Raw genomic sequence first — 14,696 nt, 5'->3', positions numbered from 1 at the left:
GGAACTCCGTAGGATGCCGGCCATCCTTAGGCCCGCTGCCCTGATGGCGAACATCGACCACGCCCCAAGCCGCACGATGCTCAACCTGCTGCACGTGCTGCCGGCCTTTGCCGATGAAGCCGAGCTGCGGCTGAACACCATCGTGGAGCTCAACAGCAACACGATTAATAAGTACGAGCTGATCACCGAAACCGGTCACCTCAAGCTGGACCGCGTCGGCTATTCCTCCCTGGCCTATCCCTTCGCCTACGGCACCATCCCCCGCACCTGGGATGAGGACGGCGACCCCCTCGACATCGAGATCGTCGGTGTGACCGAGCCCCTGGTGCCCGGCTCCCTGGTGGAAGCCCGCATCATCGGCATCATGAAATTCGACGACGGCGGCGAAGTCGACGACAAGGTCATTGCCGTGCTGGCCGATGACAAGCGCATGGACCACATCACCAGCTACACCCAACTGGGTGAGCACTGGCTGAAGGAAACCCAGTACTACTGGGAGCACTACAAGGACCTCAAGAAGCCCGGCACCTGCCGCGTCAACGGCTTCTTCGACTCCGCCGAAGCCGTGAAGATTGTCAAGGAGTGCGAGGCCCGCTACATGGAGGTCATCGATCCCAAGCTGGTCAACTGAGCCAAGCGCTCGACGACCATCCAAGCCCCCAAGCGGGGGCTTTTTTCATGGCTGGGAGTGAACCAAGGACTGGGCACGGGCCACGGCCCGCGCCATGCCATCGCGGCTGGCCAATCCCTGCAGAGCCTGCACCGGCAAGCCGCTGCTGGGCAAAGCACTCGGGAGATGGGGCAGGTCCGGAAGGCTGAGGTCGAAGACCGGCAGCTGGCGCAGGCCATTGGGGCGCAGCTGATCCTCCAACTGGGCCAGATTCGCCGATGCTGGCAGCCACAACAGGTCGGAGCGGCGGCACTCCGCCAGGGTGACCGCCGGCCCGAGCCCCGTCAGGGCCCGCTGCAAATCAGCGAGGGTCACGAGTCCCACGACCCAGTTCTCCTGCTCGACCATCAAGCAGTGGCCGTGGGCCTCAAGCAATTGCTGAAGGGCCGACTGGGCTGACTCCGCGGCATTCAGCACCAAGGGGGCCTCCGGCTCAAAGGCGTCCACAACCGGGAGGGCCGCCAGGGATTGGCGCCGCTGATCCTCAAGCAGATCCGGTCCGAGCAGACCCGGATCAGCCAGACCCTGCCAACGCTCCACCAACGCCGCACTTAAGCCCGCTGCCGCCATGAGCGGCAAAACGATGCGGATGTCACGGGTCAGCTCAAAGAGCAGCAGCAGGGCGGTCAGAGGCGCACGGGCACTGCCCGCCAGGACCGCGGCCATGCCGACCATGGCGTAGGCGGGGGGTTCCGCCACCGGCAGACCCAAGCCACTGTCTCCCAGCAGCTGGCCATAAACATTGCCCAAGACCGCCCCGGCAAAGAGCGAGGGCGCAAAACCACCGCCGACAAATCCCGTGGCACTACTCAAGGCGGTGGCCACGAGCTTCACCAAGAGCAGGCCCACCAGGGTCAGCAGGGCGATCCCACCGCCGCTCCCCAAGAGGGCCTCAATCGTGTCGTAACCGACCCCCAGCACCTGGGGGAAGCCCAAGGCCAACAGACCGATGGCCAGACCGCCAACCCCGGGCAGCAGCCATGGGGGCAGCAGGCCCAGCCAGCGCTGGACGCGCGGACTGCGGCCGGCCGCCAGCAGGCGCAGCAGGGCGAGGGAGACACCACTGGCCAACAACCCCAGTCCCAGATACAGGGGCAACTCGAGGGGGGAGCGCACCTCGTAGGCCGGCAACCGGAAGATCGGATCACTGCCCAAGCAGAGCTGGGTGACCAGGGCGGAGGCCACGGCCGCCACCAAGACCGCACGGATGCTGGGACGCCCTGGGATGGTGCTGTAACTGCCCTCAAAGGCGAAAAAGACCCCGGCGATGGGTGCCTTGAAGCCCGCCGCCAAACCCGCCGCAACACCGGCGGCCACCAATGCCTTCTGGGACTCCGGCGGCAGACCACCACGCATGCCGAGCCAGAGGCCAATGTTGCCGCCGCTCTCCACGCTCGGCCCCTCAGGCCCAAGGGACGCTCCACTCCCCAAGCTCAAGGACGCCCCAAGCAGGCGTTGAAAGGGCAGCTTCGGGTTCGCCTGAACGGCCCCATCGGCCATCGCCATCAAGCTCGGTAAGCCTGGTCCCAAATCCTTCGACCAGAGCCGCAACACACCGACCCCCAGCCCACCGAGAAGTGGCATGAGCACCACGGGCCAAGAAGCCAACCAGAGGGGGAGATCTCCAGCCAGGGCCGGGACTGGATCCGGGACCGCGGGGGCCTGATCAGGCAAAAAGCCCACGCCCCCCAAACCGAGCTGCAGCAAAGCTCGCAACGGCGTGCCGCTTTCCACCGGTAAGGGTTCCACCGGAAGGGGTGGCGGCTCTGGTTGCGCCTGGCCCACCAGGGCCAGCGCCCAGGACACGGCAGGACCAAACAAGCCGTTGTTGATCAGGCCTAGTAGCTCATGGAAGCCAACAACCGCGAGGCCCGTCAGGGCACCAACCAGGGCGGCCCATGCCAGGAGGCTCCACTGAAAAGGAAGGGGCCGAGCCTCATCCAACTCGGCCCCTTCCGGGGGGGTGTCAGGCCTCGGGCCGAACGGTTGCAAAGATCTCCTCCAGGATCTCTCCTGCTCCCTGGGCCTTCAGTTTGTTGGCCAAGTCAATCCCGAGGGCTTCGGGGTTGGTTTGATCACCCTGGACCTGATCACGGATCAGACGCTTGCCATCGAGGCTGGCGACCATGCCGGTCAGCACCAGATCGTCACCCTCAAAACGGGTATTGACGCCGATGGGCACCTGGCAACCGCCCTCCAGTTCCCGCAGGAACGCGCGCTCCGCCAGGCAGCGGCGGGCGGTGGGGACATGCTCGAGCACCTTGATCTGCTCCAGGACCTTGGCGTCGCCATCACGGCACTCGATGCCCAGAGCACCCTGGCCGACGGCATGGAGCGAGATGGACGGATCGATCAATTCATGGATGCGATCCCCCAGGCCGAGGCGGCCCAAGCCGGCGGCAGCAAGGATCAGGCAATCGAACTCACCGGAATCGAGCTTCTCCAGGCGGGTGATCACATTGCCCCGCACATCTTTGAAGGTGAGGTGGGGGAAGTGGTGGCGCAGCTGGGCCAAACGACGCAGGGAGCTGGTGCCCACCACGGCGCCTTCCGGCAGGGTCGCGAGGGTTTTGTCCTTGTGCTTCTCGTGCACCACCAGGGCATCGGCGGGATCTTCCCGCTCGGTGATGCAGCCCAGCATCAAGCCCTCGGGCAGGTTGGTGGGGAGATCCTTCAGGCTGTGGACGGCGATGTCCGCACGGTCCACCAGCATCTGAGCCTCAAGCTCCTTGGTGAACAGGCCCTTGTCACCGATCTTGGCCAGCGCCACATCGAGGATCTTGTCCCCCTGGGTGGCCATCGCTTCGATGGTGATCTCCAAGCCGTCGTGGGCCTTAGCTAGCTCGTCACGCACCCAATGGGTCTGGACCATGGCCAGCTGGCTGCGACGGGAAGCAATACGCAGTTGGGAACCAGCCATCGGAATGCATCAAGGCAGCAAAGGGCCGCCGAATCACAGCCGCCAAGCCTAGGGAGTGAAGTGCCCATCCAGGCCAAAGGCCCAAAAGTCGTGATCAGTCGTCGAACAAGCCCAAGGGCAGGGGGCCCCAGGTGTCCTCAGCACTGGGATCGACGGGGTTATGGCCGGTGATGAGCAGGCCTTCGCCGAGGCCACTCTCGCGGCGCACCAAGAAGCGGCCATTGTTCTGGTTGGCCTTGAGGAAGACCGGACCCTCGATGGAGGCCAGCTCTTCCCCTGAGGGATCCAGTTCCAGGGCCTCCCAAGAGAGCCGCGTCTCCAGGGCCCGCAGGCTCGCAACGGCGACCGCGGCGGAGGGGGCCATCACACCGACGGTGAACCACTCGCAGGTGGCCAGCGCCGCCATCAGCTCGTCGGCCAGCTGGCCCTGCTCAGCGGCGGACAAGGTGGGGGCTGAACGGAGTCCCTTCAGCGAAGCCAGCAGTGAGGGGGCATCAGCCATGGGACGAGGAAGGATGGGAATGGTGCCGCTCCCAGACGGTGAACCCCGCAAGGCAGAAGCTGAGCCACACATAACCGACTGCCGCCCCCGCCAGGATGTCGCTCGGCCAGTGGGCTCGGCAGTAGAGCGTGCTCAGCCAAACCAGGGCGACCCAGAGGCTGGAGAGAACAAAGAGGGGCCTGCGCAACCGCGGATAGTGGGCGGCCAGCAGGGTGCAGCTCATTAAGTAAAAGACCACCGAGCCAGCGGCATGGCCACTGGGGAAGCTGCGGCCACTCAGCTCCAGCAGACTGGCGTCGGGCCGCGGGCGATCGAACCAGGGCTTCAGAAGACGATCCACGATCACCAAGATCCCGCCGGTTCCCGCCACCAGGCAGACCAAATCAGGCCAAAACCGCTTGAAGGCCAGAAAGCCAAGGACAGCCAACACGAGCACGGCGGTCACGTGCACACCGCTGGCTTGATAAACCACAAGCAACAGCTGCCCCAACCACTCCGGGATCTGCTGATGCAGGCCATCCAGCAGGGCGCGATCCCAGGAATCCGGAGCATTGGCTTTGAGGCTGGGACCCGCCACCAGCAGCACCGCCGCGATGGCCAGAGCGATGAACAGGCGCCGACGGCCGAGAACGTACAGCCACTCGCGAACAACAGGGGGCATGGCGATCAAGGTCTTTCGCTCAACTGATCGAGGGTGCTGCGGTCCAGTCTGATCAAGCGGTGGGCATCCAAACGACCGAGGAGTTCCGCATCACCCGGTCCCACGCCAAGGTCCAGGAGCTCCCGATCGGACCCCAAGACCAGGACCGATCCGGCTGGATTGGCTTGCGCCTCCAGTTGCTCGAGGGCGGAGCGGGCATCGTGGACAAACAGCACAGGCCGGCCGCTGTAGAAGACGACGCTGTAGCGCTTGTAGCCCGCCACGAGCAGCGGCTCTCCGGGCTGCGCAGCCGCAGCGGCCTGACGCGCCAAGACGCGAATGGGCAAGAGGCGCTCGCGATCCATCAAGGGCGCCAAGACCGGAATCACCAGGGCCAAGACCGCCGCGAAGCCAGCCGTGTTGGGGAGCCACAACCATCGCAGCGCCTCCGGATTCGCGTCCCGCAGCACGACGATCAAGCCTGCGCAAGCCGCGGCAAGGGGCAGGGCCAGCAGCCAGGGCAAACCTGAGCGCGCAATCGCACCAGCAAAGCCCGGGTAGGAGGGGTCCACCTCGATCAGCCGCGGGGCAAGCACCGCCGCCAACGCCATCGCTCCCAGCAACAGCGCGTTGAACCAGCCGCTGCCGCGCTGCAGTCGGTCCAACCAAAGGGCCCGGGGCGGACGGGCCGAAAGGGGGGCGAAGAACAGTCCCACGAGTAGGGCCGCACCGGGAACAACCGGAAGGATGTAGCCGGGCAATTTGGTGGCTGCCGCCGAGAAGAAGCCCACAACAACGACCAGCCAAATCAGCGCCAATTGCGCCAGGGCTGATCCCCCATCGGCGCGGTGCCAGCGCTGGGGAGCCCAGACCTGTAGATCAAGAATCGCCGCGGGGAGATAAAGCGACCAGGGCAGCGCCAAGAGCAGTAGCCAAGGCAGATAGAACCACGGAGGACCGGGGTGGGCGTAGATGACGGAGGTGAAACGCTCCAGGTTGCTGAAACCGATGAAGCGCGCCAGGAAGTTGAAGCCGTTCACCTGGGTCGCAGCCGCATACCAAGGGAGGGTGACGCCGATGAAGAGGGACAGCAGCGGCAGCCATGGGGTCTGACGGACCTCAGGCCAGAGATCACGGCGCAACAGCAGAAAGCCAATGATCACGAGGCCGGGTAAGAGCAAACCCACGGGCCCCTTCGCCAAGACCGCGACACCGCAGAAGAGCGCCAGGGCGACATGTCCGAGCTGGCGCAGCCAAGGCCGGTCCCGGCGCCAGTAGGCCAACGCGAAACCCAGCAAGGCCAGGCTGATCCCACTCGCCAAAAACATGTCGGTGACCGAGGAGCGGCCCCAGCCGACCCAACCGGGACTCAGGGCCAAGAGGCCAGCGCAGAGGGTGGCCCGTCCAAAGCGATCACTGACGGACTCCTGGGCAGGCGCGAGGGCAAGCAACAGGCCAAAGAGCGCAAAGACCACGGCAGTGGCCGCCAGGGCCGCCGGCAATCGGGCCGACCATTCACTGATGCCGAACACCTGGAAGCTGAGGCCGACCATCCAGTACCCCCAGACGGGGTAGTCGAAAAAGGTCTCGCCGTTCCAGCGGGGGGTGACCCAGTCACCGCTCAAGACCATCTGGCGCGGCACCTCGACAAAGAGTCCTTCGGTTTTATCGAGCAGACCCAGGCTGCCCAACTGGTTAAAAAAGGCCAGCAAGCAAAGGCCCAAGAGGGCTGCTAAGGCCGCAGCGAGGGCGCGGGAAGGGTTGGCGTCCAGCCAGGTTCTGAGCCGCTGCATCACTAGTTGGGGGTATTCCAAACGAAGCGGCTGCTGGCGGCGTAGTTCCAGACGAACACCACAACGATCCCGGCCAGCTGCGCCCAGAAGGCATTCGGGGCGATCAGGCTGTAGTACGCCGAGGCCAGCCCCACATTCGCCATCACCGGCAAGGAGGCCACCAGTAGGAACTTGAGCAGACCGCGCAGGAGCAGCACACCCTTCAGGCGTGCAAAGCGGAAGGTCAGGGCATTGTTAATCAGATAGTTGGAACTGGCGGCCGAGATGACGCCAATCGGCAATGCCTGCTCAAAGCCCAGGCCCCACAGGGCCATGAAGAGCTGCGTGATGAGCAGCTGCACCGCAACGCCGCTCAAGCCGACCAACCCAAAGCTGATGGCGCGCCGGGGCAACAGGCGGAAGCTCAGGCTGTGGAGGATCGAAATCAAAAAATCCCAAAAGATGGCCAGATCCAACTTGGAGCTGCCATAGGTGCGGGGTTGGAAGGTGAGGGGCACCTCCGCGGTGCTCAAGCGCCCACGGCTAACGGCCAGGAGTTCGTAGAGGAACTTGAAACCATTGACATCCACACCCCGGATCAAAGGCAGCAGGGGCTCTAAGCGCAGGGCAAAGAAGCCGCTCATGTAATCCGTGAGATGGGCGTAGCGCTTCGGCAGGCTGAAGCGGGCACTGGCATTCGCCCAAGTGGAACCGGTCTCACGGCGGTCACTCAACCCCAGGATCTGGGCCTCCGGGTGGAAGCGGCTGCCGATGACCAGATCGGAGCCGCCGGCTTCCAGGGTTTCGATGGCGCGGCGAACCGATCCCGGCTCGTGCTGACCATCGCTATCCATCACCAGCACCAGATCGCCGGTGGCATCCAGCAATCCCTCTTTGATCGCGCTGGCCAAACCGGAGCGACCAACCCGGCGGATCAGGCGCAGCCGCGGCTCGTTGTGGGCGAGCTGACGCACCAGCTCGGCGGTCCCATCGGCGGAATCGTCGTCAACGACCAAAAGTTCCAGGTCCCACTGCTCACCGAGGGGAAGCAGTTGGGCCAAGAGCGGCTCGATATTGCCCCGTTCGTTGTACGTGGGCAGAACAATCGAGACCCGCAAGCCCATGGAATCCTCAAGACAAAGCCGGCGGGAAATCCCGCCGGCGCCTGAACCTTAAACCGCTTGGGCGAAAGCCAACGGCTTGGTTACTTGATGTACTCCTTGAGCACGCCGTTGCGGTTGGGGTGCCGCAGTTTGCGCAGAGCCTTGGCTTCGATCTGACGGATCCGCTCACGGGTCACATCGAAGATCTGACCAATCTCTTCGAGGGTCTTCATCCGACCGTCATCAAGGCCGTAGCGCAGGCGGAGCACATCGCGTTCGCGGGGGCTCAGGGTCGCCAGCACGCCCTCGAGGTCCTCCCGGAGCAAGTTCTTGGCAACATCTTGCTCAGGGTTTTCGATATCGGCTTCGATGAAGTCACCGAGGCGGGAGTCCTCTTCCTTACCGATCGGGGTTTCCAGGGAAATCGGCAGCTGAGCGCTCTTGGCAATGAAGCGGAGCTTCTCGATGGTCATCTCCATCGACTCAGCAATTTCCTCTTCGGTCGGCTTACGGCCGAACTCCTGGGAAAGCGTCTTGGTGGTCTTCTTGATTCGAGAAATCGTCTCGTAGAGGTGCACCGGGAGACGAATGGTGCGGGACTGGTCCGCAATCGCGCGGGTAATCGCCTGACGAATCCACCAGGTGGCGTAGGTCGAGAACTTGTAGCCCTTCTCGTGGTCAAACTTCTCCGCGGCACGAATCAAGCCGAGGGAGCCTTCCTGAATCAGGTCCTGGAAGCTCAGGCCCCGGTTCATGTACTTCTTGGCAATCGAAACCACCAGGCGGAGGTTTGATTGCACCATTTTTTCCTTGGCGCGCCGGCCGAGCATCAGGCGCCGGCGGAACTTCACCAGGGGCATCTCGACCAGGGCCGCCCACTCCTTGGTGTCGGGGTAGTGGCCGTTGTCGGCTTCGAACTGGTTCGCCAGTTCTTCCAGCTGAAGCAGGTCGGCAATTTTGCGGGCCAGCTCAATCTCTTCATCAGGCCGCAGCAGGCGGATGCGACCGATCTCCTGGAGGTAAACCCGGATCGAGTCTTCGGTGTAGACGCCCTTCGGACCGATCTTGATGCTGGCCAGGGCCTTGGCGGTCTTGGCCGCGTCCTTCTCCGACGCCTTGGCATCGGCGGCAGGAGCTTTACCCGCGGCGGCCAGCAGTTGATCAGCAGCCTTGTCGAGATCGGCTGAAGCCGCTTTCTTTCCAGCGGCTTTAGAGGCTGCCGCTTTAGTAGAGGCCGCCTTGGTCGTGGTGCTCTTCTTACTGGCGGCAGCCTTCGTGGAGGAGGCCTTGGCCTTTGTGCTGGTGGCCTTGGCCTTGGTCGGAGCGACCTTATTGGCGGCCTCGGTTTCTTTCTTGGTCTTACTGGTGGCCTTGGCCTTCGTCACCTTGACGGAGTCACCAGAGGCGTTCGCCACGGTGAGAATCTCATCAGAGGGCTTCTCCGCCGTCGCTGATGCTTTCGAAGCGGTCTTGGTGGTCGCTGACTTTTTGGTCGCAGCAGCAGGACTCATCGCGTTCGGCTAGATGAAGTTGAGGCGGAAGGCAAATCAGATGGATCGTCCCCGGGGGGAAATGGATCCAGGCCTGACGGCAGACGAACTCCGGGTGTCTGAACCGCGCAAGCGGCAGAGGACAAACCAACAATCAACTTGGCTCAGACTGAGGAGCTAACCAAGTCAGCACTCACACCGTTAAAGCGTGAGCACCCGTGGGCGATTGACGGGGAGGTGTCGGCGGACTCAGCTCTGATGCCGAAAAATCGGCAGGGACTGAGGGTTTAAAACAGGGTTACGGAACGGGGCCAGAAGCCCGGCAAGGCTGTCAGGGGGGCTCGCAGATCGGGCGCGCAGCAGAGCTGGCTGTCCTCAAGATCTTCCCGCTGGACGGAACTTTGCCTGGTTCCGACTGCAGCCATATGGACTGCTCAACAGACTCAGCTTAAGAAACTCCCAAGAGCTTTGCAAGATTGACCGTCTCCGCCTCAGCTGCTGCCCAGGGCTCCTGGGTCCAGGTCTGGCTCGAGGCAGGCCGTGAAGGACAGGTTTTCACCTACGGCAATCCCCGGCAACTCCCCTGCGCCCCAGGTGATCTGGTGCAGATTCGACTCCGGGGCCGCCGCCACGTTGGACTGGTGGTGGAACTGCTCGATCAGGTCCCATCAGCCCTGGACGGCAAAGCCCTGCAACCGATTGAAGCAATCCACCAGCAGGCCGCGGTTGAACCGCATTGGCAGAGCCTGATTGAGACGGTTGCGCAGCAGTGCCGCACCACCTCCTTTCGAACACTGAAGGCGGTCCTGCCGCCCGGCTGGCTGGGACAACGGGCCAGCTCCGCCCCAGAACGCTCCAGGGAGCAACTGTGGCTCGAGTTGATCCAACCGCCCACGGAGGAGGAGCTCGCCAGCTGGAGCAAGGGACAGATCCGTCTGCTGCAGGTCCTCCAGGAGAAGGGGGGTCAGTGCTGGCAAAGCCAGGCCCTCGAGGCCGCGCAGGTCAGCCGATCCATCAGCGACACCCTGCTGCGCCGGGGAACCCTCCGGCGCGAACGGCGCCTTTTTCACGGCGCAACGGCCCCGGCAACCATCCACCGACCCGAGGACGCCCTCCCGAAAGCGCTCACGGCGGATCAGGCCCTGGCCCTCGACGCGATTGAGCAGGCGGAACCCGGCAGCCGACTCCTGCTGTGGGGCGTCACGGGAGCCGGCAAAACGGAGGTCTATCTCCAGGCGGCAGCCCAGGCCCTCAAGGCGGGTCGTTCCGTGTTGTTGTTGACCCCCGAGATTGGCCTCATCCCCCAACTGTTGGATCGCAGCCGGGCCCGCTTTGGCGACGCGGTGGCCGAGTACCACTCCGGTTGCAGCGATGGCGCACGGATTCGGACCTGGCGCCGCTGTCTCAACAGCGAGAAACCACTGCTGGTGGTGGGCACCCGCTCAGCGATCTTCTTGCCCCTGCGCCAACTGGGCTTGGTGGTGCTCGATGAGGAACATGACCGCTCCTACAAGCAGGACAGCCCCATGCCCTGTTATCACGCGCGGGACGTCGCGCGGCTGCGGGCCCAGAGCTGCGGTGCCACGTTGATCCTGGGCAGTGCCACTCCGAGCCTCGAAACCTGGCGGGCCTGCCAGGGCCCCCACGCGGACTGCCAGTTGGTGCGATTACCCAAGCGGATTGGCACAAGTGTGCTTCCCCCGGTTCTGGTGGTGGACATGCGGCAGGAACTGGCGGAGGGGCATCGCCGACTCGTCAGTCGGCCCTTGATGGATCGCCTGCAAACCCTCAAAGAACGGGGCGAGCAGGCCGTCGTTCTGGTGCCACGCCGGGGTTACAGCAGCTTTTTGAGTTGCCGCAGCTGCGGTGAGGTGGTGCAGTGCCCCCACTGCGATGTCGCTCTCACCGTCCACCGCCAGCTGGAGCGCTCCTGGCTCCGCTGCCATTGGTGCGACCATCGCGCCGAAATCGAACGCCGCTGCGGAAAGTGCCGCTCGACGGCCTTCAAACCCTTCGGCGCTGGCACCCAGCAGGTGCTCGAGCACCTCTCGGACGAACTGGAGGACCTGCGCCTGTTGCGCTTCGACCGGGACACCACCCGCGGACGGGACGGTCACCGTCAACTCCTGGAGCGGTTTGCCCGCGGAGAGGCCGATGTCTTGATCGGTACGCAGATGCTGGCCAAGGGCATGGATCTGCCGCGAGTCACCCTGGCGGCCGTGCTGGCGGCCGACGGCCTGCTGCATCGCCCGGATCTCCGGGCCGCCGAGGAAAGCCTGCAGCTGCTGCTGCAACTGGCGGGCCGTGCGGGACGCGGCGATCGGCCGGGGGAAGTTCTCGTGCAGACCTACAGCCCCGAACACCCGGTGATTCGGCATCTGGTCGATGGCCGCTACGAGGCCTTCTTGGGCGAGGAACTCCAGCAGCGCGAGGCCGCCTCGCTCGTCCCCTTCAGCCGGGCCTGCCTGCTGCGACTCGCCGGGCCCTCCGCCAGCCGAACGGCGACCGCGGCCTCCAGCCTCGCCGAACACCTGCGTACCCGACTGATGCAAGACGGCTGGCTGTTGATCGGACCGGCACCGGCACCTGTGGCACGGGTGGCCGGCAATAGCCGCTGGCAATTGCTGCTACATGGACCGGCCGGCTCCGATCTGCCGCTACCGATGGAAACCGAGCTCAGGGCGCTCTTACCCGCGGACGTCAGCCTGGCCATCGATCCCGACCCCCTCGAGCTCTAGGCCGGGAGCTGAGGCAAGCCAAAGCCAGCGGCCAGACGCAGCCGCTGCAGCAAGGCCACAAGGAGGAGCAGGAGCGTGATCGCAACACTGCCCAAGCCGAGCTTGCTCCAGCGCCAACAGGAGAGGTGGAGGGTGTTCACGGAGCCAGGCTGCAGGCGCCAGCGGACAGCCTCGGGCTCGTCTTTGGCGCGGCGAAGGGCTTGGGCGGGAATCGGCCCCGAGGCCTGGATCGCGCGCAGGGCCATGGGCTCCAGGTCGACGCTCAGCTTCAGGCCGGGAAGCGGTTGCAGCGTCTCCAGATCCAGGCGAAGAACAAGCTGCTGGCGGACCCCGATCAACCAGTTGCGCTCGCTGAACTGCAACTCGGGGGCGGGGAGTTCGAGATTGGCCAGCTCGGCACCCTGGGCAAGGCTGTCCTCAAGGAGCCGCAGGGCTTGAGCAGCCGGCAAAACCGGCGAGCGCACCTCCAGGAGACCGTGGTCTTGATGCACCTTCAGGGACCGGCCGCGAAGCGTCTGGCGCAGCTGGGCCTGCCAGGGGAGGGGCTGATCGGTCAACGACTGGCTGCGTTGCTCAAATTGCAAACGGCCCGGGGCCGGGAAGTGGAGCTGGGTCTCCAGGTCAACGCAGCCCCCGAGCAACGCGGTGATCAGCAGCAGCAGGACCGCCACCACGGCAAAACCAATCGGTGCCTGGGTGGGTCCGGTGGGCGGCGGCGGTGGCTCAGGGGGACGCCGGCGGCGGCGCCGTTGCCGGGCCATGGCCTTGAGCTCGCCCTCAAGCGGCTTCATCTCGCCAAGGCTCGGGAGGGTCATGGACCACTCCCTTGGCCTGACCAGAGCCGGAGCATCCAGAATCTCCTGCAACCCCTTGGCCTGGGCGCGCAGGGTGGCATCGCGGCAGGCCCGCAGGCTTCGGCAGGTCACCGCCGCGGCCTGATGGTCCCCACGTCCCAACTGGGCCGTGGCTAGGAGCAGGCGCACTTCCCCGCCAAACGGGGTCACCGGCCCATGGGCCTCCAGCAACGGGGTCAGCAAGCGCTCGCAACTGCCGTAGTCCCCCCGCTCCAGGGCAGCGCGGGCCGGCAGCAGCGCCGCGGGATCCGCCGCCGGCTCTGAGCTGGGGTCCTCCACCGGCACCTAGAAGTTGGAGCGGCCCGTGACCATCGTGCCGACGCCTGCATCGGTGAACACCTCCAGCAGCAGCGCGTGGGGGGTGCGTCCATCGACGATATGGGCGGCGGCGACGCCCTGGGCGAGGGCGCGAATGCAGCACTCAGTCTTCGGGGTCATGCCCCCGGCCACCACCCCGGAGCTGATCAGCTCGCGGGCCCCGGAGAGGCTGACGGAGCGAATCAAGGAGCTGGGATCCTCCCGGTCGCGAAGGATGCCTGGGGTATCGGTCAGCAGGATCAACTTCTCCGCTTCCAAGGCCGCAGCCAACTCGCCGGCCACGGTGTCGGCATTGATGTTGTGGGCCTGGCCCTCCCCATCGGCGGCCACCGAGGAGATGACGGGGATGTAGCCAGCGTCCAACAGCGGGAAGAGCACCGAGGGATCCACCGCAGCCACATCGCCAACGAGGCCATTGGCCCCATCGCCATAGGTGCGCGCCCGCACCAACGGTCCATCGCTGCCAGAGAGGCCCACGGCCCGAGCACCCAGGCGGTTCAAGCCATTGACGATTTGCTTATTGACCCGGCCCACCAGGACCATCTCCACCACATCCATGGTGTCCGGGCAGGTCACCCGAAGGCCATTGCGGAACTGGGGCTCAATGTTCAGGCGCCCCAACCACTCATTGATTTCAGGCCCACCGCCGTGGACCACCACGGGCTTCACCCCAACCGAAGCCAGAAGCACCAAATCGCGATAGACCGCATCCCGCAGGTCTTCACGGACCATGGCCGCACCGCCGTATTTGACGACGACGCGGCGGCCGGAGAAACGCTGGATGTAGGGGAGGGCTTCACTCAGCACCGACACCCGCAAGGCGTCGGTGCGATCAGCAGGACGTTCGCGCAAGGGAGGGACGGCGGTCGAACAATGGGGTCAAAACAACACGGCGCTGCTCAAGGTTTAGCCAGCAGCGGGCAACAACTCAAGCAACACTTCACCGCTGCTGGGCTCGCTGAGCTCGGCGCGCAGGCCACGGTCAAAGAAGCGGCCCAAGCGGTCCTGCTTCTCCTGCCATCGGGCAAAGGGAACCCCTTCACAGCGGAATCGCATCGCCACGGCGTAGCGACCATCCACGGCCCGCTCGGCAACGCTGATCAGCTGGGGCGGTTGATCTTCGTCCCAGAGCTTCAGAGCCTCCAAGGAGCTCTCGAGGTGTGCCTTCTGGCCGTAGCGCCAGCGGGTCACATCCTTCACCAACTTGCGCAGGGTCTTGCTGGAGGCCTCCTCTCGCAGGGCGACGGCATCGGCCTGAGCCGGCAGCAGCTCCGCCGGGGGGAGTTCCGAGGACTTCAGGGCCAAGCCCCCCAGAAGGATGGGGATGCCGTAAAAGATCGTCGGCAAGCTGAGGTTCGGATTGGAGGTGGCATAGCCGACCCAACCAATGACCGAGAGAGCGGCGCCGGCCAAGGTGACTAGGCTGCCGGGGGAAGCGATTGCAAGCATGCGGGCATCTTCGGTCAACGGGGGGCAAGAGCCAAACCCTGTGCACGATGCCCCCAGCACAGAGGAGCTGATTGAGCAGCTGCAGCGGGACCGGCTTTGGTTGCTGCAGCAGCTCGATCAGGGGCGCTGGCCTGAGCTGCGTTTGGACTTGGCCGCCCTAGAGCGGGAACTGGGTCAACTACTCGAGCAGGCCCAAGAACGGCTCAGCCCAAGCAGCTGAGCCCATTCAACGGATCCAGC

Annotated in this window: 13 protein-coding genes; 3 read left to right on the top strand and 10 right to left on the bottom strand. The window is 64.9% G+C overall.

All coding sequences use genetic code 11. The features are described from left to right. Positions 1–43 precede the first annotated feature (43 nt). Positions 44–631 carry an inorganic diphosphatase gene (locus H0O22_RS02485; protein ID WP_185188243.1) on the top strand — a complete coding sequence of 196 codons (588 nt, stop codon included), beginning with the start codon at positions 44–46 and terminating at the stop codon, positions 629–631. A 45-nt stretch (positions 632–676) separates the two neighbouring features. Here the strand turns inward: H0O22_RS02485 and H0O22_RS02480 are convergent, their stop codons facing one another. The 7 genes from H0O22_RS02480 to rpoD all read right to left on the bottom strand — a co-directional run bounded on the left by H0O22_RS02480 (position 677) and on the right by rpoD (position 9,118). Beyond that, complete coding sequence (locus tag H0O22_RS02480) at positions 677–2,662, bottom strand: chloride channel protein (protein WP_255439426.1); 1,986 nt, start codon at positions 2,660–2,662, stop codon at positions 677–679. After that, on the bottom strand, positions 2,637–3,590 hold the full coding sequence (hemC, locus tag H0O22_RS02475) for a hydroxymethylbilane synthase (RefSeq protein ID WP_185187473.1): 954 nt from the start codon (positions 3,588–3,590) through the stop codon (positions 2,637–2,639). The genes H0O22_RS02480 and hemC overlap by 26 nt, the downstream gene beginning before the upstream one ends. Positions 3,591–3,684: 94 nt before the next feature. After that, a complete protein-coding gene (locus H0O22_RS02470; protein WP_185187472.1) occupies positions 3,685–4,092 on the bottom strand; it encodes a DUF1824 family protein in 408 nt (135 codons plus the stop codon). Next, on the bottom strand, positions 4,085–4,753 hold the full coding sequence (locus H0O22_RS02465) for a phosphatase PAP2 family protein (RefSeq protein ID WP_255439425.1): 669 nt from the start codon (positions 4,751–4,753) through the stop codon (positions 4,085–4,087). The genes H0O22_RS02470 and H0O22_RS02465 overlap by 8 nt, the downstream gene beginning before the upstream one ends. Positions 4,754–4,758: 5 nt before the next feature. Next, positions 4,759–6,525, bottom strand: coding sequence for a glycosyltransferase family 39 protein (locus tag H0O22_RS02460; protein ID WP_255439424.1), 1,767 nt, complete (start codon positions 6,523–6,525; stop codon positions 4,759–4,761). Between the two features lie 2 nt (positions 6,526–6,527). Further along, positions 6,528–7,628, bottom strand: a complete 1,101-nt coding sequence (locus H0O22_RS02455; RefSeq protein ID WP_185187470.1) for a glycosyltransferase family 2 protein — start codon at positions 7,626–7,628, stop codon at positions 6,528–6,530. 80 nt (positions 7,629–7,708) lie between these two features. Beyond that, entirely contained in the window at positions 7,709–9,118 is a 1,410-nt protein-coding gene (gene rpoD / locus H0O22_RS02450) for an RNA polymerase sigma factor RpoD (RefSeq protein ID WP_185187469.1), read from the bottom strand. A gap of 455 nt (positions 9,119–9,573) precedes the next feature. Between rpoD and priA the strand changes: the two genes are divergently transcribed. Beyond that, the gene (gene priA, locus H0O22_RS02445) at positions 9,574–11,835 is read left to right on the top strand and encodes a primosomal protein N' (RefSeq protein WP_185187468.1); all 2,262 of its coding nucleotides are present in this window, start codon (positions 9,574–9,576) and stop codon (positions 11,833–11,835) included. On the opposite strand, the gene H0O22_RS02440 is transcribed toward priA, so the two are convergent. The 3 genes from H0O22_RS02440 to H0O22_RS02430 are packed head-to-tail and all read right to left on the bottom strand — an operon-like array spanning position 11,832 to position 14,456. Further along, positions 11,832–12,974, bottom strand: coding sequence for a DUF3153 domain-containing protein (locus H0O22_RS02440; protein WP_185187467.1), 1,143 nt, complete (start codon positions 12,972–12,974; stop codon positions 11,832–11,834). The genes priA and H0O22_RS02440 overlap by 4 nt on opposite strands. Then, positions 12,975–13,859, bottom strand: a complete 885-nt coding sequence (argB, locus tag H0O22_RS02435; protein WP_185187466.1) for an acetylglutamate kinase — start codon at positions 13,857–13,859, stop codon at positions 12,975–12,977. Between the two features lie 54 nt (positions 13,860–13,913). Continuing rightward, the gene (locus tag H0O22_RS02430) at positions 13,914–14,456 is read right to left on the bottom strand and encodes a DUF2854 domain-containing protein (protein WP_185187465.1); all 543 of its coding nucleotides are present in this window, start codon (positions 14,454–14,456) and stop codon (positions 13,914–13,916) included. Here H0O22_RS02430 and H0O22_RS02425 point away from each other — a divergent pair. After that, on the top strand, positions 14,455–14,676 hold the full coding sequence (locus tag H0O22_RS02425) for a hypothetical protein (protein WP_185187464.1): 222 nt from the start codon (positions 14,455–14,457) through the stop codon (positions 14,674–14,676). The two genes, H0O22_RS02430 and H0O22_RS02425, sit on opposite strands and share 2 nt — an antisense overlap. Positions 14,677–14,696: the final 20 nt, after the last annotated feature.

This window comes from Synechococcus sp. LTW-R (genome assembly GCF_014217875.1).
In the GTDB taxonomy this organism is placed as follows: Bacteria; Cyanobacteriota; Cyanobacteriia; order PCC-6307; family Cyanobiaceae; genus Vulcanococcus.
Note: the sequence above shows the minus strand (reverse complement) of the source record. Positions and strands in the feature narration are given on the sequence as shown.

Coding starts and splice junctions, on each gene's coding strand:
- rpoD (WP_185187469.1), bottom strand. CDS start 9,118: ATGAGTCCTGCTGCTGCGACCAAAAAGTCAGCGACCACCAAGACCGCT.
- H0O22_RS02485 (WP_185188243.1), top strand. CDS start 44: ATGGCGAACATCGACCACGCCCCAAGCCGCACGATGCTCAACCTGCTG.
- H0O22_RS02465 (WP_255439425.1), bottom strand. CDS start 4,753: ATGCCCCCTGTTGTTCGCGAGTGGCTGTACGTTCTCGGCCGTCGGCGC.
- hemC (WP_185187473.1), bottom strand. CDS start 3,590: ATGGCTGGTTCCCAACTGCGTATTGCTTCCCGTCGCAGCCAGCTGGCC.
- H0O22_RS02430 (WP_185187465.1), bottom strand. CDS start 14,456: ATGCTTGCAATCGCTTCCCCCGGCAGCCTAGTCACCTTGGCCGGCGCC.
- H0O22_RS02470 (WP_185187472.1), bottom strand. CDS start 4,092: ATGGCTGATGCCCCCTCACTGCTGGCTTCGCTGAAGGGACTCCGTTCA.
- H0O22_RS02460 (WP_255439424.1), bottom strand. CDS start 6,525: ATGCAGCGGCTCAGAACCTGGCTGGACGCCAACCCTTCCCGCGCCCTC.
- H0O22_RS02425 (WP_185187464.1), top strand. CDS start 14,455: ATGCGGGCATCTTCGGTCAACGGGGGGCAAGAGCCAAACCCTGTGCAC.
- H0O22_RS02455 (WP_185187470.1), bottom strand. CDS start 7,628: ATGGGCTTGCGGGTCTCGATTGTTCTGCCCACGTACAACGAACGGGGC.